Source organism: Streptomyces sp. NPDC031049 (genome assembly GCF_055571015.1).
Window position 1 is genome coordinate 372,481 of the sequence record NZ_JBVIGC010000002.1, and the last position, 24,538, is coordinate 397,018.

Below are 24,538 nucleotides of genomic sequence, written 5' to 3' on the forward strand. Positions count from 1 at the left end.
ATCTTGCGGCATCTCTACCGCTGCCCGCTGCGCTGGGCGGACATGGACGCGTACGGCCACGTCAACAACGTGGTCTTCCTCCGCTACCTGGAGGAGGCCCGTATTGACTTCCTGTTCCGCCCGGACAAGGACTTCCAGCAGGGGTCGGTGGTGGCGCGCCACGAGATCGACTACAAGCGGCAGCTCGTCCACCGGCACACCCCGGTCGACATCGAGCTGTGGGTCACCGAGATCAGGGCCGCCTCCTTCACCCTGTCCTACGAGGTGAAGGACGGCGACCAGGTCTACGTCCGGGCCTCGACCGTCATCGTGCCCTTCGACTTCGAGGCGCAGCGGCCCCGCCGGATCACCGCCGAGGAGCGGGAGTTCCTGGAGGAGTACCGGGATTCCCCGGAGGACGCGGGGGCGGGCGACGACGGCGGCAGCGAGGACGAGGAGGAGGCCGTCGCCGCATGACGGTGCTCCACCTCGCCGACGAGGGGGAGGCGGCGGATCTCGCGGCCTTCCTCTCCCGGCTGCTCCACTACGACCGGTCGGCGGCGGTCCGCCTCCAGGCCGCCGGGACCGCGCTGGCCGTCTTCGGCCGGCCGCCCTCCTTCGAGGTGCTGGCCGTCCGCGCGGTACGGCTGGCCAAGCCCTACGAGAACGGGCTCGACGTCACCCTCGACGTGACGGTGTCCGCCGGTGAGCTGCTGGAGTCGGTGGACGAGGCGGGCGCCACGGCGGCCGTGCCCGCGGCGGTGACCGGTCCGCCGTGGGCGGGTGTCCTCCCGCCGCGCGGCGGCTGGCGGCCGGAGCCCGGCCTGCCGTCCCCGGACGCGCTGCGCGCGCTGGTGGCCGCGGGCGTCGCCGAGTTCCGGCGCCGTACGCGGGAACTGGCGCCCGAGGCGCGGACCAGGGCCGAACTCGACCGGATCGGCCGGGACATCTGGTCCCGCACGGTCGGCGGCACCGGGCTGCCGGTGCGGGCCGTGCACGCGGCCCAGTCGCTGGGGTTCCTGCGCCCGACCGGGCCCGAGGGGGCGCCGGTGCTCTTCTCCTCCGGTGCCTGGCTGCGGCTGCGCACGGCGTACGGGTCGGTCGTGGTGCGCCGGACCGGGAGCAGCGCGCTGGGCATCAGCGTCAACTGACCGCCGGGCGTCAGGGCACCCCGACGGCTGCCGTCGTCACGTGCGGTCGGTGTCGTCCGGGCGGACGGCGATGTGGTCCGGTTCCAGTTCCAGTGCCACGCGGTCGCGCATGCCCAGGGCACTGGTGTACTCCGCGGGCAGCTGGAGCCGGCCCGCGCGGTCCAGCATGGCGTACTCGCGGGCCACCACCGTCTCGTCGCCCGTCGCGGCGTCCACCTCGCTGTGCCGCAGCACCTCCGTCGACGTACGGCCGTCCCGGATGGCGACCGTGCGGCGGACCTCGGCGGCCACCGCCTGGTCATGGGTGACGATCACGATGGTGGTGCCGAGCCGTTCGTTGGCGGTGCGGAAGGCGGCGAAGATCTGCTCCGCGGTGTGCGAGTCGAGTTCACCGGTGGGTTCGTCGGCGAGCAGCACCGAAGGCTCGTTGGCCAGGGCGACGGCGATCGCCACGCGCTGCTGCTGGCCGCCGGACAGCTGTGCCGGGCGCCGGTCGCGGCAGTCGGCGACGTCCAGCAGCTCCAGGAGTTCCAGGGCCCGGTCGGCCCGGGCGCGGCGCGCGGACCGGCCGCGCCCGCCGGCGAGCCGCATGGGCAGGACGACGTTCTGGGCGGCGGTCAGGTACGGCAGCAGATTGCGGGCGGTCTGCTGCCAGACGAAGCCGACGACCTCGCGGCGGTAGGCCAGGCGGTCCTTGGCGGACATCGTCAGCAGGTCGCGGCCGGCGACGCGGGCCGCACCGGCGGTGGGGGTGTCCAGGCCGGCGAGGATGTTCATCAGCGTCGACTTGCCGCTGCCGGACGCGCCGACCAGGGCCATCAGCTCGCCCTCGCGGACCAGCAGGTCCAGACCCTGGAGGGCCTGCACCTCGACGCCGTCCGCACGGAAGATGCGGACCAGCCGGTCGCAGGTGATCAGCGCGTCGTGGCCGTAGGCGGGGCGGTTGCGGGCGGCGGTGGCGCGGTCGGCGAGGTCGGTGAGGGTGGGTTCGCTGGTCATCCGGATCTCCTGAGAGGTGTCCCGGGGCGGGCCGGGCCTGCGGTGGCGGGGTGGTTCATCCGGTGTCTCCCGCCCGTAGCTCCACCACCGAACCCCGGCGGCCCGACCACCACGCCTGGGCCCCCGCGACGCCGACCGCCAGCAGCAGCACCGCGGCCGCCGGGACCGCCAGGGACCACGGGTCGGCCCGGAGCCGGGCCGTCTCGCCGGCGGGGGAGACCGTCGCCGCCAGGGCGATGGCCGTCAGGTCGATGCCGGGGGAGAGCAGCCGGACGGTCGCCCAGCCGGTCAGGGCACCACCCGCGGCGGCCAGGAAGGCCTGGGGGAGGGACTCCAGGACGAGCAGGCGGCGGCCCTGGGCGCGGGTCAGGCCCATGGTGCGCAGACGGGCGAGGAGGGCGGCGCGTTCCGGGGCGGCGCGCAGGAAGGACAGCAGCAGGGCCAGGACGGCGTAACCGGCGCCGGCCGCCACCGCCGCCGCGTAGACGCGCTCGGCGCCGGACTGGAGGGGGGAGTCGACGTACCGGGCCCGCTCCTCCGCCCGCAGCTGCACCGGCGCCGCGTCGCCCGCGGCCCGGCGCAGGGCAGCGCCGTCCAGGTCCGCGCCGGACAGCAGCAGCGCGGTCGGCCGGGCCGCCTCGGCCGACAGCCCCGCGCGGTCCACGACCAGGAACTCGGTACCCGGCACGGCCGGGGTGCGCTCCCGGAGCAGCACGATCCGCACGCTGACCGTCGTACCGTCGTCCCAGCGCACCGGGAACGGACCGGTGCCGTACCGCTCGGCGACCTCGGGGGAGGCCAGCGCCGGCAGCGGCTCCTGCGCCGTCCTGCCGGAGCGCCTCAGCTCGTTCGCGTCGAAGGCCCCCAGACCGGTGCGGGCCGCCAGCGCGGCGTAGGCGGCGGGGTCCACGCCGGCCACCGGTACCGACTGCCGGTCGTGGTCGAGCTTGGCCTGCTGGGCGATGCTCACCGCGGCCAGTCCCTCGGCGCCGGGGGTGTCGCGCAGCCGGCCGGGCAGGCCGGAGGGCAGCGGTCCCACCGTCTCCACCCGGGCGTCGGCGCCGAGGGCGAGCAGCGCCGCACGCTCCCGGGCATCGTCCACGCCGGCCAGCACCGAGCCGCCGAAGGCCGCCGTGGTGAGCGCGGTCAGCAGCGCCAGCAGGGGCAGCACCGCCGACGCCGACGTACGGCCGGCGCGGGCCAGCGACAGCGGGGCCACCGCACCGCGCAGCCGTCCCGCGGGCCGGGCCAGCCGGCGCAGCGGCAGCGGGTAGACGCGGACCAGCACCAGCGCCGCGACCACGCCCACCAGCACCGGCGCCAGCGAGACCAGGCCGCCCCCGGTGCCCGACGCGCCGCGTCTGCGCAGCAGTTCGACCGCGCCGAGGGCGAGGGCCACCAGCGTCGCCTCCGCGACCGTACGGCGCCGGGAGGGCCGTACCGCCGCCACGTCCTGCCGGCCGCCGTGCACCCGCGCCGCCCGGTGCGTGACGACGGCCCGCGCGGGCAGCGCGGCACAGGCCAGGGCGGTGACCGCGGCGGCGGCCCACACCGACGGGGCGAGCCGCGCGCCGGGCAGGGCGAGCACGGCGGCGGCCAGGCCGAGGGCGCCCGCGGGCAGGGCCACGACCGCCGTCTCCGCCAGCAGCCGCGCGGCCACCCCGGCCAGGGACGCGCCGCGGGCGCGCAGCAGCGCCAGTTCGGCTCGGCGGCGGTCGGCGGCGAGGCCGCCCGCCATCAGCAGGACGACGGCGGTGACCGTGCCGGTGCCGGCCGCGGCCACCGCGACGAGCGGGCCGATGCCGGCGCGCACCCGTTCGTAGGAGGCGAGCACCTCGTCGAGGCCGGTGGCGACGTCGGTGAACGGGCTGACGGCCGAGCGGATCCGTTGCAGGCCGGGTCCGGACTCCAGTGCGGCCACGGCGGACTCGAGCCGGCGCAGTTCGCGGCCGTGCAGCGCGTCGCCGTCCGGGACCAGGTGCCAGTAGCGCTGGGCCCCTCCGGCGGTGCCCAGCAGCACCGGGGCCGCCTCGGGGGCGAGCAGCAGGGCGCCGAGCCAGTACGTCGGGGCGTCCGGGCCCTCCGTGCCCGGTACGCGCATCAGGGACGGGGTGCGCAGCACGGGCTCGGTCGACCAGTAGGCGCCGTCGGGCTCGCGGGGCTCGACGACGCCGGTGATCCGGACGGCGAGCGGGCCGTTCACGGCGGGGACGTGCAGGACCGAACCCACCTCGATGTGCAGGGTCTTCGCCGTCTGCGCGGTGACCGCGGCCTCCACGGACCTGGTCCCGGCGGTCACCGGGGCGCCGGTCACCCGGGGCAGGCGGCCGGTGCGCGGCCGGGCGTGGTCGCCGAGGCCGTGCGGGGCGGTGAGGACCATCCGCGTGGCCAGCCCGCCGGGCCGGGGCAGCCAGGGCTCCGCCGCCTCCAGGCCCTCGAAGGTGCGCACGCCGTACGTGGACCGCGACCGGTCGAGGACCAGCGGGTCCGGCACGGCGCCGACGATGTCGCGGTAGTGGCCGCCGAGCGCCTCGGGGGTCAGCTCGGCCTCGCGCTCGTGCGCGTCGAGCCCGAGGTCGGGTTCCGGGCCGGTCACCAGGACGCTGGTCCGGTCGGGATGCGCCGCGGCGACGGCCCGGCTCAGTCCCGCGTCCTCGTACCGGTCCAGGGCGCGCGGGAACGCGGCGGCCAGAGCCGCGGTCAGCGCGACCAGCAGCGCCAGCGCCAGCGCGGCGCCGGGGGCGGCCCGCAGCCGCGTACGCACCCAGGGCACGGCAGCCCGCTTCACCGGCCGTCACCTCCCGCCCGGCCACGGCACGCAGCGGGTGCCTCGCCCCCACCGCCGCACCTGAGACGGCACGCGGGCCGCGCGCGGCGGACCGCGTGCGGGTCGCGGCGGAGCGCTCGGGGCTCGCGGCGGACCGCGTGCGGCGCGTGCGGGAGCGCGCGGGGCTCGTGGTGGGGCGTGCGGGGCTCGTGGTGGGGCGCGTGCGGCCGGCGGCGGAGCGCGCGGGGCTCGTGACGGACCGCGTGCGGCTGGCGGCGGACCGCACGCGGGTCGTGGCGGAGCGCCTGCGGCGCGTTGCGGAGCGAGCGGGGCGCGCGGCGGACCGCGTGCGGGTCGCGGCCGTACGCCCGCGGGCGGCTCCGGCGGGTGGACGGCGTCGGGGGCTCGTCGGTGCGCGGGAGGGTGGTCACGAGGGTCATGCCGGCTCGCCTCCCCGTTCGCGGAGCGTCGTCGCCGGGTCGGGGCGGCGTGCCGACAGGGCCGCCGTCACCAGCAGCGGGGCGAGGGCCACGGCGGCCAGGAGTACGGCGACCTGCCCCGGCGGCAGGGCGACGTGCACGTCGGGGACCGGCCGGGTGGCCTGCGGGGTGAGGACGACCAGCGGAACCACCGCCCGGGTCAGCACCGCCCCCAGAACCGTGCCCACCAGCAGGGCCAGCCCGATCAGCACGCCCTGTTCCACGGCGACCGCGCGGGCCAGCCGGCGCCGCGGGGCGCCCAGCGCGCGCAGCACCGCGAACTCCGCGCCCCGCTCGCGCAGCGAACCGGCCGCGCTCACCGCGAATCCGACCGCGGCCAGTGCCGCGGCCACCCCGGCCGCCGCCGCGAACGCCGCCTGCGGTCCCGCGCCGAACGGGTCGTCGCGCAGCCGCTCGGCGAGTTCGCCGCGCGCCACCACCTGCGCCGGACCGACGTCCGGGAAGGCACGCAGCGCCTTCGCGACCTCGTCCGCCTTCCCCGGCGCCGGCCGCAGCCACCACTCGGTGGGCGTGACCGCCGTGCCGTACCGGTCCTGCAACACCCGGTTCACCGTCCGCAGATCGACCAGCAGGGCCCCGCCGTCCTTCGCCGACGGCGTCTCGGGTGCCGTGGTCGGCAGCTCCCGCACCGCGCGCGCGATCCGCACCCGGACAGTCTCGCCGCCCAGCGTCACGTCCAGCCGCTGCCCGACGCGGGCCCCGGCCGAGGCCAGGAAACGGTCGGTGGCGACGGCCGTGACCGGGGGCGGCGCGGGCCGGGCGACCCGCAGCCGTACCGTCAGCGTCGACCGCAGCCAGGCGTCGGCGGGGGTGTGCCCGGTGCCGTACTCGACCGACGGCGGCGCCGACGACCGGATGCGCGGCGGCGTCGGGGCGTCGTCCGTGCCCGGCCCGGACTCCTGGCCGTCGCTCTCCCCGGCCGCCGTCCAGGCCCCGGGCAGCGGCAGCGGCCGTACCGTGCCGTCGGCGGCCGTGGCCGTCACCCCGGTCACGGTGAGGCGGTGCCGCTCGGCGCGGTCCTGCGGCTGCACCATGACCAGCTCCACGCCGGTCAGGGTCAGCGGGCCGGGCGTCACCTCGGCACCCAGGGTGTGGGCGCGGCCGTCGGCGGCCAGTTCGCCGGCCGGCAGCCGGTAGGGGGTGCCGTAGCGGTCCTCGACGGTGATCGTCACCGTCGCGGTCAGGCCGGAGCCGGACCGCGAGCTGCGCAGCGCCGCCGTCAGCCCCAGCCGCGCCGTGCCCTCGGGCACCTTCACGCCGGCCGCAGCACCGCCGCCGGCCGCGTCCCCGCCCGGCGAGTTCCCGGGCGTCGTGCCACCTCCCGGCGAGTTCCCGCCCGCCGCGCGACCGCCCGGCTCCCCGGCCTCCGTGTCCCCGTCCGCGGCGGCGTCGCTCGTGGCGTCCCCGCCCGGCGGGTCTCCGGCCGCCCCGCCCCCGGCCCCCGCCGTGTCCCCGGGGCCCGGACCGGGCAGCAGCGGGCGGACCGGCCCGTCCGCCAGGTCGGGGCGCATCAGCAGTGTCCGTTCCGCGTGCGCGGTGTCCAGTGCCAGGACCGTCGCCGTCCGGTCGCCGGACAGCGTCAGCTCGGCGCGGGCCGCGGGGGCGATCTCCCGGACGCCCGGCACGGCCGCGTACGTCTCGGTGCGGCCCAGCTCCGCCTCCCCGCCGGAGAGCAGGCGCACCGGCGCCCCGGCGCGGAAGTCGGCCTGGTCGTCCTGCGAGCGCTCCCACGAGGCGCCCTGCCCGATCGCCAGCATGCCCAGCGCCACGGCGAGCACCAGCAGCAGCACCGGGCCCGCCCCGCGCATCGGGCGGCGGCTCAGCTGCCAGCCGGCCAGCGCCGCGGTCAGCCCGCGTCCCCCGGCCGCCCGGCGCTCGGCCAGCCGGGCCACCGGCGGCAGCAGCCGCAGCGCCAGCACCGTCCCCGCCAGCAGCGCCAGCGCGGGCGCCGCGACGAGCAGCGGATCGACGCCGAGGGGGCCGGTGTCCGGGCCGCCGTCCCCGGCCGTGCCGGCGGTCTGCCGGTCCAGCTGCCAGCAGGCGACGCCCGCCACCGCCAGCAGCCCGACGTCGGCTCCCGCGCGCAGCGGCGCGGGCAGCGGCCGGGACCTGCGCCCGGCCGCGAAGGAGGAGGCCAGCGCCGGCAGCGTCACCGCGACGGTGCAGCCGAGCGCGGCGACCGCCGCCGCCAGCCACACGTCCGGGCCGCCGCCGTCCGGGACCTCCCAGCGCAGCCCGATCCGCTCCAGCGGCCCCTGCCCGGCCAGCAGGCGGGTCAGCGGCCCGGCGAGCAGCGGCGCGCAGACCACGGCGGGCACCGCCGGCAGCAGCGCCTCCAGCGCGGACAGCCCCGCGAGCCGGGCCCGGGAGGCGCCGCGCGCCCGCAGCAGCCGCAGCTCGCCGGCGCGTTCGGCGCTCAGCAGCCGGGCGACCAGCAGCAGCGCGCAGCCCGCCAGCAGGGCCAGCTGCACGGCGATGACGAGCACGGTGGAGCGCGAGACGGCCAGGGACCGGTCGAGGCGTTCGAGAATCCCGGGCAGCCCGGTGTCCACGGCGGTCGCCCCGGCGAGCACCGGCCGGTCGCGCAGCCAGGCCGTCCCCGCGCGGGCCGACTCGCGCAGTGCCGCCGTCCGGCCGGCCGTCAGCGAGGAGTAGTCCGCCGAGGCCACCCATCCGGAGGCCCCGGTGCTCACCGCACCGCCGGTGACCACACCCGGCGCGGCCAGCAGCGGCCCGTAGGTGGTGAAGCCGCCGTGCTTGACGCCGCGGCCCCGGAGGTCGTCCAGCCGCCAGTACGCCGCCGTGGTCTCGGCGGGCCGGTACAGGCCGGTGACCGTCACCCGTACCGCCGGGCCGTCGAGCCGGTCGGCGAGGGTGAGGCGGGCCCCGGTGCGCAGGCCCAGCCGCTCGGCGGCACCGGCCGGAAGGGCCACCTCGACGTCCCCTGCGCCCGCCGTGCCGTCCGTCGCCTTCCGCGGCATCCGCCCCTCGGTGAGGCGCACCTGCGTGGCGTCCAGCTCGGCGAAGAACGTCAGGTCGGGCTCGTCGGACGGCCGGGCGGTGCCGGGCCGCGACTCGGCGGGGAGCGCGTACGGGCCCGAGCGCTCGAGCGTCCGCACGGTCACCGGCAGCCCGCCGAAGGCCCGCTCCGCGCCTTCCCGTACGGCCGCGTCGGCCTCCTCGCGCCGGTCCTCGGGCACGTCCGCCTTGACGACCAGCGCGGCGTCGGCGGCGCTGCGGGGATCGCGCAGCGCGTGCCGCAGGGCGGCGTCGCCGACGGTGCCGGTGTACGCGGTCAGGGTGGCCAGGACGGCCGTGGTCAGCAGGACGGTGAGCACGGTGGCGGCGAGCAGCAGCCGGTGCGCGCGGGCGCGCAGCAGCACGAATCCCACCGGTCCCCCGAACCCCGTCAACCCGGCCCCCCGCCGCTGTCGTACAGACTTCCGGCGATGTTGTCAGAGGAGCCGCACGGGGGGTAAGCGCTTGAGAGGGGGACTTGACCGGATCGTGACCGGAATCCGACGACGGGCGACCGGATTCCGGCGACGGGCGACCGGAATCCGCGCGGCGGTCACGCGCCGACGCGCGCCGGTGGCCCCGGAGCGCCGGGGCCTCGTCAGCCCGGGGTGTTGACCATCGACGCCGCCGCGTACGTCAGGTAGTTCCACAGCGTGCGCTCGTGCTCCTCGGACAGGCCCAGCTCGTCGACGGCCACCCGCATGTGCTTCAGCCAGGCGTCGTGCGCCGCGCGGTCGACCGTGAAGGGGGCGTGGCGCATGCGCAGCCGCGGGTGGCCGCGGTTGTCGCTGTAGGTCGTCGGGCCGCCCCAGTACTGGATCAGGAACAGCCGCAGCCGCTCCTCGGCCGGGCCCAGGTCCTCCTCGGGGTACATGGGCCGCAGCAGCGGGTCCTCGGCCACACCCTGGTAGAAGCGGTGGACGAGCCGGCGGAAGGTCTCCTCCCCGCCGACCTGCTCGTAGAACGTCTGTTCCTGAAGCGTGCCGCGCCGAATCTCCGTCACGTGTGTGCCTCACCAATCTCGTGCCGGTCCGCCCCGAGGCTGTTCGGCCGGGGGCCCAGGGGGAGGCCCCCGGGATTGCAGTACGTCCTCCATGGTCTCAGACGGGCCGGCATAGGTCTCAAGGCTTAGGACCTCCGCCGCTCGGGGCCCTTCGCCGGGTCCGGGGCCCTACTGTGGGGGCATGGGCGGGCATGCGCCGGACGACCGGCTGGACCGACTCGCCGCCGCCGCGCGGGCCGCGCTGGTGCGGGAGATCGAGCTGAGCGGCGCCTGGGCGGACGACCCGGTGTGGCGGGAGGCGTTCGAGGCGGTCCCGCGGCACCTGTTCGTGCCGTACTACTACGTCGGCGTCGCCGGCGGCTACGAACGCCGCTGGGGCGAGCACCCCGATCCCGCGGCACGCGAGCGCTGGGTGCGCGGCGCCTACGCCGACGCTCCGCTGGCCACCCGGCTGCGCGACGGGGAGCTGCTGTCCTCCAGCAGCCAGCCCTCGCTGATGGCGATGATGCTGGCCGCGCTGGAGGTGCGGGACGGCGACCGGGTCCTGGAGATCGGCGCCGGCTCCGGCTACAACGCGGCCCTGCTCGCGCACCGGCTGGGCGACGACGACCTGGTCACCACCGTCGACCTCGACCCGGAGATCACCGAGTCCGCGCGCCGCCACCTGGCCGCCGCCGGCCACCACCCGGCCGTGGTCACCGGCGACGGGGCGCGCGGCGTACCCGAACGCGCCCCATACGACCGGATCATCGCCACCTGTGCGCTGCCCTCCGTCCCGCGCGCCTGGCTCGCCCAGTGCCGCCCGGGCGGCAGGGTCCTCACGCCGTACGCCACCGGCCTGCTCGCGCTCACCGTCCGGGACGCCGCACACGCCGAGGGACGTTTCCTGCACACGCCGGCCTACTTCGTGCCGCTGCGCGGCGCCGGGCAGCACCGGACGGAGGTGCCGGACGCGGCCGCGGTGCCGCGCCGGGCGAGGGAGGACGACCTGTTCCGGTTCCTGCTCGCGCTGACCCGCGGCAGCCTCGATCCGCAGGAGGCCTACGCCCTGTGGGAGCGCGAGCGCGCACCGGGGCGCGAGCGCTACGGCCTCACCGTCGGCGCCGGCGGGACCTGGGCGTGGCTGGACGAGCCGGAGGGGCCGTACGTGTGGCCCCTCCACGACTGACCGCGGCAGGCCCCGGGGGGACCTGCCGCCGTGACCGCCCCGGTCCGGGGGCCGGCCGGGGTCAGCCCCGGCGGATCGTGATCGTCGTCCAGGCGCCGACGTGCACCCGGTCGCCGTCCTGCAAAGGGACCGGGACGAAGGGCTGGATGGGCTCCTCCGCGCCGTTGACCGTGGTGCCGTTGGTCGAGTTCTGGTCGACGATCGCCCAGCCGCCGTCGGGCTGCTGCACCAGCACCGCGTGCTGGTGCGAGACGCCCGGGTCCTCCGGCGGCACCGACAGGTCGATGTCCGGGGTGTCGCCGGTGGAGTGCCGGCGCCGGCCGATGGTGATCTGGTTGCCGGTGAGCGTGCGCTGCTGCTCGGGCGAGTACGCGGGCAGGTTCAGGCCCGCGGCCTCCGGGCCGGAGCGCTGCATCATCGCCATGAAGTACTCGCGGTCCGGGCCGATGGTCGCCGTCCAGGTCACCTGCTGGGGCTGCTGGGGCGCCTGGTGCTGCTGCGGCGGCGGGAAGCCCGGTCCGGGCGGCGGCGGGGGCGGGGCGTGGGTGGCGCCGGGCTGCGGGTAGCCGTAGCCACCGCCCTGGCCGGCGCCGTTCTGACCACCCGGGCCACCCGGGCCGCTCGGGCCGCCGGGGCCGCCGGGGCCGCCCGGGCCGCCACCGGGGCCGGTCGACGGCGGGGAGAGCAGCCAGTCGTCCTCTCCGAAGGACGGACCGCCCTGCCCCGGTCGCCCGGTCTCCTGCGGGAAGGCGGGCGGGGCCGGCGGGCCGGACTGCTGGAACCCCTGCGGGGCGCCTCCCGGACCACCGGGACCGTTCGGCCCGTCACCGTGGCCGCCGGGGCCGTGGGGACCTCCAGGACCACCCGGGCCGCCAGGACCACCGGGACCACTGTGGCCCCCGGGTCCACCGGGACCGCTGTGACTCCCAGGACCTCCGGGGCCGCCGGGACCGCCGTGTCCGCCGGGGCCGGGCGGGGGCGGGACCGGGCGGGACGGGTCGCCGCCGAAGCCCGGCGGGCCCGGCGGGATCGGCTCGGCGGGACGGTTCATCTGCGACGGGCGCGAGCTCTGGTAGTCGTACCCGTCACCACCGCCGTACGACGGTCCGGGGCCGGGCGGCTGCGGGAAGCGGGCCCCCGGGCCGGGCGCCGGCGGGCGCGGGGCGGCCGGGGTGTACGACGTGGCGGTGTTGGTCAGGAAGTTCCACCGGCACTCCTCGCAGAAGGGCGCACCGCCCTCGCGGGGCGTACGGCACTGCGGGCACAGCTCCGGCTCGGGGCCCCCGGGCCGGGCCGGCCCGCCGGGGCCCGCCGGGCCGGGGCCGCCGCCGGGACCGCCGGGCGGCGGGAAGCCGTAGCCGCCGGCCGGGGGCGGCGGCGGGGGAGGCGGCGGCACGGCACCGGCCATGCGGTGACCGCAGACCTCGCACCAGTCGTCGGAACCCGACTGGTGTCCGTTCGGGCAGGTCGGCATGTCGGTGCTTCCCCCTCTTGCGGAGCTTCTCGCGTGATGTCCTGCGTTACTTCTTGACGCGAACGGTCTTGGTCGACCGGGTCTCGAGAGTCATCTCGTCGGCGTCCTCGACCTTCGCCTTCAGTCGCACAGTACCTGCCGCGGCGTCGACCACGTCCACCACCTTCGCGAGCAGTTTCGCGGTATCCGCGTTTCCGGAGGCCCCGGCGAGCTGAACCGCGCGGCCCAGTTTGGCCGTTGCTCCATCGATATCGCCAGCTTTGCGAAGTTCGAGCCCCTGTTGGATGGCTTGTGCCAGTTCGGCCTGCCCGGTGTAGTGGGCGACCTGGGGGTTGATGGACGTGGAGGCGACCATGTCGTCCGTCCACACCGCCCGGACCAGACCCTGGGCGCCCAGGTTCTCGGCACCGCCGTCGGGCTGCGGGATGACCAGCGACACCCGGGCGGCCAGCATCTCCTGGCCGATCGCGGCGGGCGGGACCTCCACACAGACGTGGTAGTCGCGCGACTCGTCGCCCCAGGAGCCGGTGGGGTAGTCCCCGGCCCGCGGACCCGCCTCCGTGCGGCGGTCGGTCAGCTCCTCGACCGTCGGCGCGACCTGTTTGACGAACTTCACCGTGGTGCCGACCGGGGTCCACAGCCGCAGCGCGACGTCCGCGACCTCCTTGCCCATGGCCGTCTCCATCATCCGGGTGAAGTCGTCGGCCAGGCCCGCCGGGTCCGCGACGATGTCGGCCGTGCCGAGCAGGGCGGAGGCGATGCCTGTGACTTCTTTCACCTCCCAGTCGGTGCCCACGCCCCGTGCGTCGCAGGTGAACCGTCCGGCGCAGGCCTCCAGGGCCGCCTTCAGCTCCTCGGGCGACTCGTGCTCGTTGCGGCCGTCGGTGAGCAGGATGCCGTGCCGGATGGCGACGTCCGCCGAGGCGAGCAGCCGGTCGGCGAGGCGCAGCCAGGTGCCGATGGCGGTGCCGCCGCCGGCGGTGAGCTTGCGCAGGGCCTGCTTGGCCTGCTCCCGGGTGGTGGGGTCGGCGACCGCGAGCCGGCCGCCGCCGGGGTAGACCTCCTTGGCCACGTGGGTGCCGCCGACCACCGCGAAGTGCACGCCGTCGCGCAGGGTGCCGATGGCGGCGGCCGTCGCGTCGCGGGCGTTGCGCATCTTGCTGGGCGGGTAGTCCATGGACCCCGAGCAGTCGACCATGACCGCGACGGCCGCGGACGGCCCCTGGCCGGGCGAGTACAGGTGCGGCGCGGTGACCGCGCCGCCGACCGTGCCGCCGCCGGTGGCGGTGACCGTCACGATCGCGTTGACCTCGCCGGCGCCCTCCGGCAGGTACTCGTTCTGGTACACGTCCACCGAGAACTGCGGCACGTTCGACTTCGAGAAATTGGCCATGCCCGATCGCATCCCCCTCGGCTCCCCCACGACGGTGGGGTGACGGCTGGAGCGGACCGCCCCCTGCGGTCCGCGAGTCCGGCCCGCGCAGGCGTGCGCGGCCCCCGGCCTCACGCCGATACCTACCCCTGCGGCGTGACCGGGAACGGCACGACGGCCACTGTTACGTTGTCGTGGCCCCCGCCGTCGAGGGCGTGGCCGACGAGCACCCGGGCGCTGTGCAGCGGCCGGTCGGCGGCGTCCGGCGGGACGGCCCGGGCCATCTCCTCCGCCGCCTCGGCGTAGTTCCACAGGCCGTCGGTGCACACCACGACCACACCGGGCCGGTCCGGTTTGAACGCGGCGGTGTGCGGCTCGAGTTCGTAGGCGTCCGCGCCGAGCCAGCCGGTGATGGCGTGGGCCCGCTCGTCGGCGTAGGCCTCGGCCTCGGTCATCAGGCCGGCGGCGACCATCTGCGCGGCCCAGGAGTCGTCCTCGGTGAGCCGGGCGGCCGGCGCGGAGCGGTCCACCGGCACCCAGTAGACCCGGCTGTCGCCGACCCAGCCGACGACCAGCAGCCCGGAGGTCACCACGGCGCCGACCAGGGTGCAGGCCGGGGCGTTCTGGTGCGCGGCGTGCTCGCGGGGCGTGGCGGGCTCGTCGGCCAGCGCGTTGACGGCGTGCGAGGCGGCGACGATCGCGTCGTGCATGGCCTGCTGCGGGTGCGTGCCGCGCGGCAGGGCGGCCAGCAGCGACTCGCTCGCCGCCCGGGACGCGGCCAGGGACGCGTCGTCGGGGCGGGTCGCCGAGGAGACGCCGTCGCAGACGACGGCCACGGCCGCGGGCGTGCCGTCGGGCAGCGCGGTGTGGCCGACGGCGAACGCGTCCTCGTTGCGGTGGTGGCGCAGGCCGCGGTCGCTGACGGCGGCGACCGGGCCGGACTCCTGCTCCAGGTGGTCGCGTTCGCGGGGCTGGGCGTGGCCGCAGTTCTCGCAGTAGCCGTCGTCGTCGACCCGGCCGGCCCGGCAGGCCACGCAGACCGGTTCGCCGGGCGCCGGGGCGGGGGGCTGGGCCGGCGGGGGCCCGGCCAGGTCGGCGGCCAGACGCGGGTCGGGCGCCTGGAGCGGGTACTCCTCGGGCTCCCGCGGACGGTCCAACCGCACGCCGGGCGCGGGCTCCTGGGTGGGCGGCGCGGGCGACTGCTGCGGCAGCGGGCCGCCGCCCGAGTCGGTGCCGGGCAGGTCCGTCGGCAGGTGCACCGGCGCGGACCGGCCCGGGCCCTCGGGTGCGGGCGCCGCCGGCCAGGCCGCACCGCCTGGTGGCGTCTGGGGGACGCCGGGTCCGCCGCCGGGCGGTCCGCCGCCGGGCGGGCCGGGGCGGGGCACCGGGCCGTCCAGGGCGATCGTCGGGTCGTCCTGAGGTCGTTCGGGAACGGCGGACAGGTCGTATCCGCACGCTCCGCAGAAACGGTCACCCGACTCGAGGGGTTCCTCGCAGCTCGGGCAGGCGGACAACTGGGGCATCTGCGACATCAACTACACCCACGTCCGGGGGCGGTAACGGTTGGCTCGTTCCACCAGGTCGATCCTCTCCTCGCCGCCCCGCGCCAGCCGGGCCAGCGTGCGGTACGAACGCTCCAGGCCGAACCTGAGGCCCCGTTCGTCCAGGCCGCTGCCGAGCAGCGTCCGCCCCCCGGCGGCGGGAGGAGCGGAACCCTGGCCACCGGAGAGTACCCAGTCCAAGGCGCAGCCGAGGACCTCGGCCGCCAACTGCTCGCGGCGCGCCGGGTCCAGACCGTACGCGTCCAGCGTCTCGACCTGCCCGGCGGCGGCCGTCAGATCCTCGAGGAAGGGCACGTCCGACCCGGTGGCCGTGCGCTGCCGCAGCCGCGCCCGCACCGCAGCCACGCGGGCGGCCGTGTAGTGGATGGACGACTCCGGCACCGACTCCAGCGTGCGGACGGCGCCGCGCCGGTCGCCGGCGGCCAGCTGGACCCGGGCCAGGCCGAACGCGGCGCTGACATGGCTCGGGTCGGTGGACCACACCAGCCGGTAGTACTCGGCGGCGTTGTCCAGTTGACCCAGCACCTCCGCGCACAGCCCGAGCGCCAGCTTGGGCGCGATCTCACCGGGGAAGGCGTCGTAGATCGCGTCGAAGGCGAGGGCGGCACTCTCGTGGTCGCCGGTCACCTGCGCGACCACGCCCCGGTACCACACCACCCGCCAGTCGTCGGGCCGCTCGCCCTCCAGCTCCGCCAGGGCGTTCAGCGCGGCCGACGCGTCGCCGTGCTCCAGCCAGGCGCGGATCTGCCGGAGCCGGGTCTCGACCGACGGGGCCGGTGCGGCGGCCAGCGCCGTGAGCAGTTCACCCGGTGCGGAGGCCATGAGGCCCGCCAGGAAACCGGCGTTGGGGTCGCCGGGATCGACCCGGGGCACCGGCAGGGCGAGACAGGCGCGCGGGGCGTCGACCGGCTTGACCAGGGCGGTGGCGCCGGGCGGGGGCGCGGGGATGCCCGGGGCGGGGGCCGCGGGGGCCGTGCCGTTGGCCGTCGCGGGGACGGTGACGTTGGCCGTGGCGGGGACGGTCGCGTGGGGCGCCGCGGGGACGGCGGCGTGGGGCGCCGAGGTGGCCGTCCCGCCTCCGGGGACGGCCGGTGCAAAGGCGCCGGCCGGCAGCGCGGGGCCCGCCGGGCCGGCCGTGCCCGGCAGGGCCGCCCCTGCCGTACCGGCGCCGCCGGACACGGCCGCGGGCCCCGCCTGGGCGGTGACCGGGCGTCCGGCGGGCGCGATCCGGGCGGCCGGACGCCTGCGCACCGGCACCTTGCGCGCCCCCAGCCGCGACACCTCCCCGTCCAGCTTCGGGAACAACTCCGTGTCCGTGACCCGCGATTCCGGGCCGAACAGCGTCGACAGGGCGGGCCGGGCGCGTCCCGTCTGGAGCGAGACCACCTCCCGCAGCACGCCCGTCAGCTGCTCCGCCATCTCCTGCGCCGAGGCGAACCTGCGGTCCGGGTCCGGGTCGGTGGCCCGCACCAGCAGGCGGTAGAACGACTCGTAGCGCCGGAACACCTCGATGGTGTCCGGGTCGGGCAGGGAGTCGGCGTAGACGCTGGTGTAGCCCTGGAAGTCGAACGTCAGCACCGCGAGGGTCCGGCCGACCGTGTACAGGTCGGAGGCGACCGACGGGCCGACGTCGGCGACCTCCGGCGCCTGGTAGCCCACCGTGCCGTAGATCGCCGACTCGTCGTCGTCCATGCGGCGCACCGCGCCCATGTCGATCAGCTTGAGCTGGTCCTCGGTCTGGATCGCGTTGTCGACCTTGAAGTCGCAGTACAGCAGGTTGCGGCTGTGCAGATGGCCGAGCGCCTCCAGCGCCTCTATGCCGTACGCGCACGCCTGTTCCACCGGCAGCGGGTCCCGCCGGCCCTCCGGGGTGCGCCGGGCGTTGGCGATCTCCTTCAGGGACTTGCCGCCGACGTACTCCATGACGATGTAGCCGTCGAGGGAGCCGGTGCGCTGGTCGAGGTGCTCGACGAAGTTGTAGATCCGCACGATGTTGGCGTGCTCGATCTCCGCGAGGAAGCGCCGCTCGGAGATCGCGGCGGCCATCGCGTCCTGGTCGCCGGTGTCCAGCAGGCCCTTGAGCACCACCCACCGGTCGGAGACCGCCCGGTCCACGGCGAGGTAGATCCAGCCGAGCCCGCCGTGCGCCAGACAGCCCACGACCTCGTACTGGCCGTGCACCACGTCCCCGGCCCGCAGCTTCGGCACGAACGAGTACGGGTGCCCGCACTTGGTGCAGAACCCCTCCGTCCGCCCCGGCCGGTCGCCGCGGGCCCGGCCGACCGGCGCCCCGCAGTCCGACCGCGAGCAGAACCGCTTGCGCTCCGGGACCTCCGGGTCGGCCAGCACCATCGAGCGCGGGTCGGGCCGGGGGATCGACGGCACCTGGACCAGGCCCACTCCGAGCCGGCCGCGCGAGGAGGACCCGGCGCCCGAGCCCGAGCTGCGCACCGACACCGAGCGGCCGGTCGACCTGCCCGACACCGAGCGCGACAGGCGCCCCGACACCGAGCGGCGCGACTTCGACGACTGCGACGACGTGCGCGAACTGCGGCTGCCGGCGCGGGAGCCGGTGCTGCCCTGCGAGCCGCGCGAGCCCCGGCCGCCGCCGGTGACACCGGTCGGCGCCGAGCCGACCACGCCGGAGGCGGACACCACCGGCGCCAGCCCGCAGGTGTCGCAGTACAGCTCGCCGCCGCCCACGTCCTCATAGCCGCCGTCACAGCCGGGGCGCTGGCAGCGGCCGGGAGCCGGCGGGGCCGGCGCGGCCGTCCGCGGGCCGGCCCCCAGGGGGTGCTGTGCGCCGCTGCTCCGCGAACCCGCGGCGCTCCCCGCGGACGCCGGGCCGGCCGGAGCGGAGGCGCTCCCCGCGGACGCCGGACCGGCCGGAGCGGAGGCGGTCCCGGCGGGCGCCGTGCCGCAGGTGTCGCAGTAGACCGCGCCGCCGCCCATGTCCTCGTACGTGCCGTCGCAGTCCGGCCGGTGGCAGGATCCCTGTGCCTGACTCATGGCGTTGCCTCCCCCTCGTCCCTCAGGCGCCGGGCCTGGTGCTGCCGAGCAGCTCCGCCGCCGCCCGCTGGTAGCGCAGCACGGCCTGCTCGGCGACGCGCAGGTCGCAGGGCGCGCTCCACAGCATGCGGCGGGCCCTCTCGTACTTCTCGGCCAGCTCGGGGTCCTCCGCCAGCCCGTGCCGGGCGACCTTGGCCTTGTACGCGTCCAGCCGGCCGCGCAGCTCGGCGCGGACCGCGAGCGGCGCGGTGACCGCGGTCAGCGACTCGCGGGCGCGCAGCAGCTCGTCCTCCGCCTTCTGCTCCAGTGACTCCAGCAGCGGCGACAGCCGGTGCCACTGGGCCTGTCTGCGGTACTCGGCGGCCGTCGCCAGCTGCTCCTGCAAGACGGTCGGCGGTCCGCTGACGACCGGCACCTCCGTCGCGGCGATCTTCGCCAGCACCTCGCCGCGCGCGGTGCGGGCCTCGGCCAGGGTGCGGTCGGCGCGCGAGAGCACGTCCCGCAGCCGCACGATCCGCTGCTCCGCGTCCTGACGGACCGTCAACACCGCGTCGATCTCCCGGCGCACGTCCTCCAGGGCGCGCGCCTGACGGTCGTACACCGTGGTGTCCGGCCGGCCGCCGCCGGGCGCCGCACTGCCCTCGGCCGGCACCCAGAACGCCAGCGGGTCCGACACGACCTGCTCGCGCAGCCTCGTCAGGGTGCGGGTGATCCGCTCCAGGTCGTCGCCGGCCGGGTGCTCGCCGGGGCGGACGCCGACGGAGTGGGCGAGCTGCCGGGTGCGCTGGAGCTCGGCGGCGAGTAAATCGATCCGGGCGGGCAGCGCCGACCACACCGCGTCGGCGGCGACCACCACGTCCAGGGAGGTCGCGTACAGCTCGTTCATCCGGTCCACCAGCGTGCCTAGCGAGAACCGCTCGCTGAGCCGGGGGCCGCCCGGAGTGCCGGCCAGTGTGGGCGCGTTGGCGGTGGCGGTGGCGCCGCCGGCCACCGTGACCGACTCGCCGCGCAGCAGCTCGGTCAGCTCCGCCAGGTCCTCCCGGCTGGACCAGCGCCGCCGGGCGCGGATCTCCCGGGCGGTGCGCAGCGCGCCGGAGTAGGCGTCGAAGCAGGTCCACAGCAGCGTGATCGACGCCTCCGTGGCCGTCCAGCGCTCGGCGGTCAGGCCGGTGAGTTCGGCGCCCTCGAGGAGTCTGCGGCCCGCGTGGTCCTGGAGGGCGAGCAGTGAGGTCTCGATCGCCTCGTGCTCCGCACCGAGCCGCGCCAGCGCACGGTCCACCTCGTCCCGGTCCATCACCGGCCCGGTGGGTCCCGCGCCGCCCATCGATCACCTCTCGCTGTGTCGGACGTGTGCTCTTGCCTGCCTGTGCGGTCCCGTGCGGTTCGCCCGGGTGCCGGCCCGTTCAGCTCCGGCGTTCGTAGCGGGGCGCGGGGGGTTCCGACTCCGCCGAGTCCTCGCCCATCGTGGCCGACAGCCACGTGTCGTACGAGTCCTGCCAGCCGTTCTCGGTGTCGTCGCGGTAGTCCTCCAGGATCCGGTTGACCCGGCGTACCAGATCGTCGGCGCCCTTCTTCATCGCCACGCCGTAGTACTCGGTGGTGAACGCGTCGCCTTTCAGTTCGACCGTCGGGTCCTGCGCCGCCTGGCTCGCGGCGAGCGCGCCGTCGGTGACCACCGCGTCGACCTCGCCGAGCTGGAGCCTGACCAGGCAGTCGAGCTGATTGGGGACGGTGGTGGACAGGTCTGCGGAGGCGACCAGTTCACCGTCCCGCTGGTCCTGCTGCAGCGTGCTCAGGGCTGTCGAGCCCTTCGCCGTGCAGATCTTCTTGCCGGCCAGCGTCTCGTCGTAGCCCGTGATCGGGGAGGACTTGGGGGCCAGTAGCTGCTGCCCGGTCCTGAAGTACGGGGCGGAGAAGTCGACGTTCTCGATGCGGTCGCAGCTGATGGTCATGGTGCGCACCACCATGTCGACCCGGCCGTCGTTCACCGCGGCCTCGCGCTCGTTGGTGGGGATCGCCTTGAACTGGACCGCGTCCCGGTCGCCGAGGATCTCCTCGGCGATGCGGCGCGCCAGGTCGATGTCGAAGCCCTCCAGCTTGGCGCCCTCGCCGCTGTTCGGGTCGCGGTAGCCCCAGCGGTAGCTGTTCTGGTCGATGCCGACGATCAGCTTGCGCTTCTCGCCCTGACGGCGCTTGATGGCGTCGATGGTGGGGCCGTCCGCGGTGTCCGGGGGCAGCGTCTGCTTCTCCGGGTCCGTGCACTCCTCCTCGGCGCGGGCCTGGCTGCCGTGGGCCACGCCGTGGCCGCCCGGCGGCGTCCCGTCGCCGGCGCCGCGCGACTGGGTCAGCGGCAGCAGGAGCGCCAGGGCCACGGCCAGGGCGCAGACGACCGCCATCGCGCCCACGCCGCCCCAGCCCTTCAGGCCGGCCCGCAGACGTCGTGCACTGCTCATCGCGCCCCCTTCCGTCCCCTTCATCTCTCCCGTCGCTTCCCTCAATACTCGTTCACCGGCAGTCGTTCACCGGCAGTCGTTCACCGGCCCTGCTTCACCGCTACTGCTTCACCGGTACTGCCTCATCGGTACTCCGACAGCCTGCGGCCGATGCCCAGCACCGCGCCCGCCGCGCCCAGGACGGCGAGGACCGCGGCACCCACCGGCAGACCGGTCATCGCGTCCCGGCCGTCACCGGCCGCCCGCTCGAACTCCCGCTTCTCGTGGGCGAGTGCGTCGGCGAGGTTGGCGTCGACGTTGTCGAAGCACTCGACCGTGGCGGGGACGCCCGGGCCGCCGCCGATCACCCGGTCCAGCGCCTCCTGGTAGTTGCCGAACTCGTCCTGCTCACGGGCGGCGTCGTGGCGCTTGTTCCACTCCGCCATGTTGCCGGCGGCCTCGGCCACCGGCCGCTTGCCGGCCTCGTCGTCGGCGAGCCGCCCGGCCGCGTCCAGGCCGGCGTCGAGGGCCTTCATGTTCTGCTGGAAGTCGTAGTCGTAGGCGTCGTACGTCTTCTTGCCCACCTTCCTGGTCTCCGCGCCCCGGGAGACCAGGGTGAGGTTCTCGTTGCCGCGGGCCTTGAGGGAGGCGATGCGGGCCTCGTGCAGCGCGTTGAGCGAACTGACGCCGTGGGTGCGGGACTCGTGCAGGTTCGCGCGGGCCACGCCGTGCCCGATCACCAGCCACAGCAGGACGGCCGTGGAGGCGGCGGTGGCGGCGACCAGGCCGGGGTTGAGGACGCGGTTGGTGCGCCGGTAGGTGCGGTGCTGCGCCCAGGCCAGGGCGGCGAGCGCCGCGACGCCGAGGGCGATGGCCGCCCACGGGTAGGGCGTGGCGTCCTCGTAGTCCGCGCTCAGCCGCCGGTTCTCCGTGGCGTAGAGCTCCTCGGCCGCCGGGAGCATCTCCTTCTGCATCTTCTCGTTGGCGTAGCGCAGATAGGCGCCGCCGACCGGGAAGCCCTGGCGGTTGTAGGTGCGGGCGCGCTCCACCAGGCCCTTGTACTCGGGCAGCAGGCGGTTCAGCCTGGCGATGGCCGTGCCCGTCGGGGAGTCGGGGTCGGAGTGGGCGGCGGCGTTCACCAGTCCCGCCGCCGCGGTGCGGATGTCCTTCTCGTACCGCTCGCGGGAGGCCCTGGTCTCCTGGCCGCCGGCCAGGAAGCCGCTGGAGGCCGCGGTGTTGGCGTCGGCGAGCGAGCGGTAGATGTCGGCCGCGTCGGAGGTGAGGGGCTGGCTGCGGGTGAGGACGTCGTCGGCCGCGGAGGCGCGGTCGGTGGTCTGCCAGGCGGTGACGGCGCCGAAGGCGAGGACGAGGACGGCGAGGACGGCGCCGATGGCCCGCAGCCGGCCGGGCTCGGTGGTGGCCGCGGCCCGCAGGCGGTCCACGCCCTCGGCGAACGCCGTGCGGCGCGGCTGGAGCCGGCCGTCGGGCGGGGCGCCCGGCGACGCGGGGCCCGGTTGGCGGGGCACGGCGGACAGGGTGGGCGCGCCGGACCGCGTCGGTGGTGCCGCTGTCCCCTTCGACGGTCGTGTCACTGCTGACCTCCCCCATGGTCATCCCTGCCGCAAGTATCGCCCGCGGCACCGACATCCGCATCGGCCTTCACCCGATCTTGATCCGATCCCGGGCCCCGCACCACCCCCTGTCCATGAATACGCCGCCGGAATCGGTTCGGTTCCCTCCCGGCCCGGGCGTCGCACGCCTCCGGGGCGTCAGGCGCCGTACCGCGCGCGGACCTTCGCGTGCGCCTGTGCGGCCGCCCCCAGGTGGTCCAGCCCCAGCAGCACGGCCCCGAGGACGGGAGGGGCCGTCACCACCCGGGGCACCGCCTTCGGGGCGCGCAGCGCGAGCAGCTCCCGGATCCGGGTGTCCAGCCGGGGGTGGCGCGCGGCCAGCACACTGCCCCCCAGCAGCACCGGCACCTCCTCCGCCAGCAGGCCCAGCCGGGCCAGCGCCACCGACGCCATGGCCACCGCCTCGTCGGCCTGCCGGTCGACGAGCGCGCCGGCGACCGGGTCGCCCCGCTCCGCCGTCGCGAACAGCACGGGCGCCAGCTCGTGCCGCCGCCCGCCCGCGATCCGGCCCAGGTGCAGCGCCTCGACGAGGGCGTACACCGAGCCCAGCCCGAAGTGGGCGGGGAGCGCGCGGGCCAGTTCCGTCGGCTCCCCGCGCCCGTCCTCGGCGCGGGCGGCGTGCCACAGCGCCTCCTCGGCCAGCCCCCAGCCGCCGCCCCAGTCCCCGGAGATGCGGCCCAGCGCCGGGAAGCGTGCGGTGCGGCCGTCGGGGAGCATGCCGACGCAGTTGATGCCGGCGCCGCAGACCACCGCGACCCCCCGAGGCTCGCTGACGCCGGCCCGCAGGACCGCGAAGGTGTCGTTGCGGACGTCGACGCTGCCGCCCCACGCGCGCGCGTGCAGCGCGGCGGCGAGGCCCTCCTCCTCCACGGGCAGGTCGGCGTTGGCCAGACACGCCGAGACGTGGTCGACGGCGGTGACCCCCGCCTCGGCGAAGGCGCGCCCGACCGCCTCGGCGAGGGAGTCCATCGCCGACTCCACGCCCACCGCCGGCGGGCGGAATCCACCGCCCCGTGCCGTGGCGAGCACCTCCCCGCCGGACGTCACCACCGCCACGTCGGTCTTGCTGTTGCCCGCGTCGACGGCGAGCACCGTCGCTCTCACGCCCACGCGAGGTGCTCCCGGTTGTGCGCGATCAGCCGGTCGGTGAGGCGGTCGGCGCGGGCGTACTGGCCGACGAGCGGGTGCGCGAGCAGCGCCCGGAAGACACGGTCGCGCCCGCCGCGCAGGGCGGCGTCCAGGGCCAGGTCCTCGTACGCCGTCACGCTCGCCATCAGGCCCGCGTACAGCGGGTCCACCCGGGGCACGGGCAGCGGGGTCGCGCCCTTGCGGTCCACCACCGCCTGCACCTCGATCACCGCGTCGTCCGGCAGGAAGGGCAGTGTGCCCCGGTTGAAGGCGTTCACCACCTGGTAGGGGGCGGCGCCGGCGGCCCCGAGGAGCGCCGCCGCGAGGTCCACCGCGGCCTCCGAGTAGTAGGCGCCGCCCCGCTTGCCCAGCAGCGCCGGCTTCTCGTCCAGCTTCGGGTCGGCGTACAGCGTCAGCAGCTCGCGCTCCATCGCCGCGACCTCCGCCGCGCGGGAGGGCTGGGCGCGCAGCTCCTCCACCACCTCGTCGTGCGCGTAGTAGTAGCGCAGGTAGTAGGACGGCACGACGCCCAGGCGGTCCAGGAGCGGGCGGGGCAGCCGCAGTTGGCCGGCGATCGCCTCGCCGTGCTCCGCCAGCAGCCGGGGCAGGACGTCCTCCCCCTCGGGCCCGCCCAGGCGGACACCGGTCTCCCAGGTGAGGTGGTTCAGGCCCACGTGGTCCAGGTGGACGTCGGCGGGCGCGACGCCGAGCAGCCGGGCGAACCGGCGTTGCAGCCCGATCGCCACGTTGCACAGGCCGACCGCCCGGTGGCCGGCCCGGAGCAGGGCGCGGGTGACGATGCCGACCGGGTTGGTGAAGTCGATGATCCAGGCGTCCGGGTTGGCGCGCCGCACCCGCTCGGCGATGTCCAGCACCACCGGGACCGTGCGCAGCGCCTTGGCGAGGCCGCCCGCGCCGGTGGTCTCCTGGCCGACGCAGCCGCACTCCAGCGGCCAGGTCTCGTCCTGCTCGCGGGCCGCCTGACCGCCGACGCGGAGCTGGAGCAGGACCGCGTCGGCGCCGTCCACGGCGGCGTCCAGGTCGGTGGTGGTGGTGATCCGGCCGTCGTGGTCCTGCTTGGCGAAGATGCGCCGGGCCAGGCCGCCGACCAGCTCCAGCCGGTCCGCCGCCGGGTCGACGAGGACCAGCTCGGTCACCGGCAGCGTGTCCCGCAGCCGGGCGAAGCCGTCGACGAGTTCGGGTGTGTAGGTCGAACCGCCGCCGACCACGGTGAGTTTCATGTACGTCAGCCCTTCACTCGAGACGGTCCCGGGACACGGGACCGGGGCGGGATGGGTGCCGGTGGGTGAGCCGGTCGGGGATGGACGGGGGCATCGGGGCGGAG

General features: G+C 76.5%; 16 protein-coding genes. 3 read left to right on the forward strand and 13 right to left on the reverse strand.

Annotated elements, in window-relative coordinates; genetic code table 11:
- Nucleotides 1-3 precede the first annotated feature (3 nt).
- Together ACZ45Q_RS05135 and ACZ45Q_RS05140 are read left to right on the forward strand one after the other, a co-directional pair.
- Nucleotides 4-456: an acyl-CoA thioesterase gene (locus ACZ45Q_RS05135; RefSeq protein WP_468255067.1), complete on the forward strand. Its 453-nt coding sequence runs from the start codon at nt 4-6 to the stop codon at nt 454-456.
- Nucleotides 453-1,130: a DUF8185 domain-containing protein gene (locus tag ACZ45Q_RS05140; protein WP_468255070.1), complete on the forward strand. Its 678-nt coding sequence runs from the start codon at nt 453-455 to the stop codon at nt 1,128-1,130. The genes ACZ45Q_RS05135 and ACZ45Q_RS05140 overlap by 4 nt, the downstream gene beginning before the upstream one ends.
- A gap of 36 nt (nt 1,131-1,166) precedes the next feature.
- Here the strand turns inward: ACZ45Q_RS05140 and ACZ45Q_RS05145 are convergent, their stop codons facing one another.
- The 4 genes from ACZ45Q_RS05145 to ACZ45Q_RS05160 form a co-directional block, all read right to left on the reverse strand.
- Nucleotides 1,167-2,129, reverse strand: coding sequence for an ABC transporter ATP-binding protein (locus ACZ45Q_RS05145; RefSeq protein WP_468255073.1), 963 nt, complete (start codon nt 2,127-2,129; stop codon nt 1,167-1,169).
- 55 nt (nt 2,130-2,184) lie between these two features.
- Nucleotides 2,185-4,917, reverse strand: a complete 2,733-nt coding sequence (locus ACZ45Q_RS05150) for an FtsX-like permease family protein (RefSeq protein ID WP_468255076.1) — start codon at nt 4,915-4,917, stop codon at nt 2,185-2,187.
- Nucleotides 4,918-5,332: 415 nt separating this feature from the next.
- On the reverse strand, nt 5,333-8,779 hold the full coding sequence (locus ACZ45Q_RS05155; protein ID WP_468255343.1) for an FtsX-like permease family protein: 3,447 nt from the start codon (nt 8,777-8,779) through the stop codon (nt 5,333-5,335).
- A gap of 233 nt (nt 8,780-9,012) precedes the next feature.
- The gene (locus ACZ45Q_RS05160) at nt 9,013-9,417 is read right to left on the reverse strand and encodes a globin (RefSeq protein WP_468255079.1); all 405 of its coding nucleotides are present in this window, start codon (nt 9,415-9,417) and stop codon (nt 9,013-9,015) included.
- A 181-nt stretch (nt 9,418-9,598) separates the two neighbouring features.
- On the opposite strand from ACZ45Q_RS05160, the gene ACZ45Q_RS05165 reads away from it, so the two are divergent.
- On the forward strand, nt 9,599-10,585 hold the full coding sequence (locus tag ACZ45Q_RS05165) for a methyltransferase domain-containing protein (protein ID WP_468255082.1): 987 nt from the start codon (nt 9,599-9,601) through the stop codon (nt 10,583-10,585).
- A 61-nt stretch (nt 10,586-10,646) separates the two neighbouring features.
- On the opposite strand, the gene ACZ45Q_RS05170 is transcribed toward ACZ45Q_RS05165, so the two are convergent.
- The 9 genes from ACZ45Q_RS05170 to ACZ45Q_RS05210 form a co-directional block, all read right to left on the reverse strand.
- Nucleotides 10,647-12,059 carry an FHA domain-containing protein gene (locus tag ACZ45Q_RS05170; RefSeq protein ID WP_468255084.1) on the reverse strand — a complete coding sequence of 471 codons (1,413 nt, stop codon included), beginning with the start codon at nt 12,057-12,059 and terminating at the stop codon, nt 10,647-10,649.
- Nucleotides 12,060-12,105: 46 nt separating this feature from the next.
- Nucleotides 12,106-13,452: a vWA domain-containing protein gene (locus ACZ45Q_RS05175; protein ID WP_468255088.1), complete on the reverse strand. Its 1,347-nt coding sequence runs from the start codon at nt 13,450-13,452 to the stop codon at nt 12,106-12,108.
- Nucleotides 13,453-13,574: 122 nt separating this feature from the next.
- Entirely contained in the window at nt 13,575-14,963 is a 1,389-nt protein-coding gene (locus ACZ45Q_RS05180) for a PP2C family serine/threonine-protein phosphatase (protein WP_468255091.1), read from the reverse strand.
- 3 nt (nt 14,964-14,966) lie between these two features.
- Nucleotides 14,967-18,002, reverse strand: coding sequence for a serine/threonine-protein kinase (locus ACZ45Q_RS05185; protein ID WP_468255094.1), 3,036 nt, complete (start codon nt 18,000-18,002; stop codon nt 14,967-14,969).
- 22 nt (nt 18,003-18,024) lie between these two features.
- Nucleotides 18,025-19,326, reverse strand: coding sequence for a coiled-coil domain-containing protein (locus tag ACZ45Q_RS05190; RefSeq protein WP_468255097.1), 1,302 nt, complete (start codon nt 19,324-19,326; stop codon nt 18,025-18,027).
- A gap of 79 nt (nt 19,327-19,405) precedes the next feature.
- Entirely contained in the window at nt 19,406-20,455 is a 1,050-nt protein-coding gene (locus ACZ45Q_RS05195) for a glutamate ABC transporter substrate-binding protein (protein ID WP_468255099.1), read from the reverse strand.
- A gap of 122 nt (nt 20,456-20,577) precedes the next feature.
- Nucleotides 20,578-21,960 (reverse strand): hypothetical protein, encoded by a 1,383-nt coding sequence (locus ACZ45Q_RS05200; RefSeq protein WP_468255101.1) that lies wholly within the window; start codon nt 21,958-21,960, stop codon nt 20,578-20,580.
- A 243-nt stretch (nt 21,961-22,203) separates the two neighbouring features.
- A complete protein-coding gene (locus ACZ45Q_RS05205) occupies nt 22,204-23,175 on the reverse strand; it encodes an N-acetylglucosamine kinase (protein WP_468255104.1) in 972 nt (323 codons plus the stop codon).
- Entirely contained in the window at nt 23,166-24,434 is a 1,269-nt protein-coding gene (locus ACZ45Q_RS05210) for a 6-phospho-beta-glucosidase (protein WP_468255107.1), read from the reverse strand. The genes ACZ45Q_RS05205 and ACZ45Q_RS05210 overlap by 10 nt, the downstream gene beginning before the upstream one ends.
- Nucleotides 24,435-24,538: the final 104 nt, after the last annotated feature.

What these genes read in the sequence shown, in the direction of transcription:
- ACZ45Q_RS05140 (WP_468255070.1), top strand. Translation starts at nt 453, where the DNA reads ATGACGGTGCTCCACCTCGCCGACGAGGGGGAGGCGGCGGATCTCGCG.
- ACZ45Q_RS05145 (WP_468255073.1), bottom strand. Translation starts at nt 2,129, where the DNA reads ATGACCAGCGAACCCACCCTCACCGACCTCGCCGACCGCGCCACCGCC.
- ACZ45Q_RS05165 (WP_468255082.1), top strand. Translation starts at nt 9,599, where the DNA reads ATGGGCGGGCATGCGCCGGACGACCGGCTGGACCGACTCGCCGCCGCC.
- ACZ45Q_RS05170 (WP_468255084.1), bottom strand. Translation starts at nt 12,059, where the DNA reads ATGCCGACCTGCCCGAACGGACACCAGTCGGGTTCCGACGACTGGTGC.
- ACZ45Q_RS05175 (WP_468255088.1), bottom strand. Translation starts at nt 13,452, where the DNA reads ATGGCCAATTTCTCGAAGTCGAACGTGCCGCAGTTCTCGGTGGACGTG.
- ACZ45Q_RS05180 (WP_468255091.1), bottom strand. Translation starts at nt 14,963, where the DNA reads ATGTCGCAGATGCCCCAGTTGTCCGCCTGCCCGAGCTGCGAGGAACCC.
- ACZ45Q_RS05185 (WP_468255094.1), bottom strand. Translation starts at nt 18,002, where the DNA reads ATGAGTCAGGCACAGGGATCCTGCCACCGGCCGGACTGCGACGGCACG.
- ACZ45Q_RS05190 (WP_468255097.1), bottom strand. Translation starts at nt 19,326, where the DNA reads ATGGGCGGCGCGGGACCCACCGGGCCGGTGATGGACCGGGACGAGGTG.
- ACZ45Q_RS05195 (WP_468255099.1), bottom strand. Translation starts at nt 20,455, where the DNA reads ATGAGCAGTGCACGACGTCTGCGGGCCGGCCTGAAGGGCTGGGGCGGC.
- ACZ45Q_RS05210 (WP_468255107.1), bottom strand. Translation starts at nt 24,434, where the DNA reads ATGAAACTCACCGTGGTCGGCGGCGGTTCGACCTACACACCCGAACTC.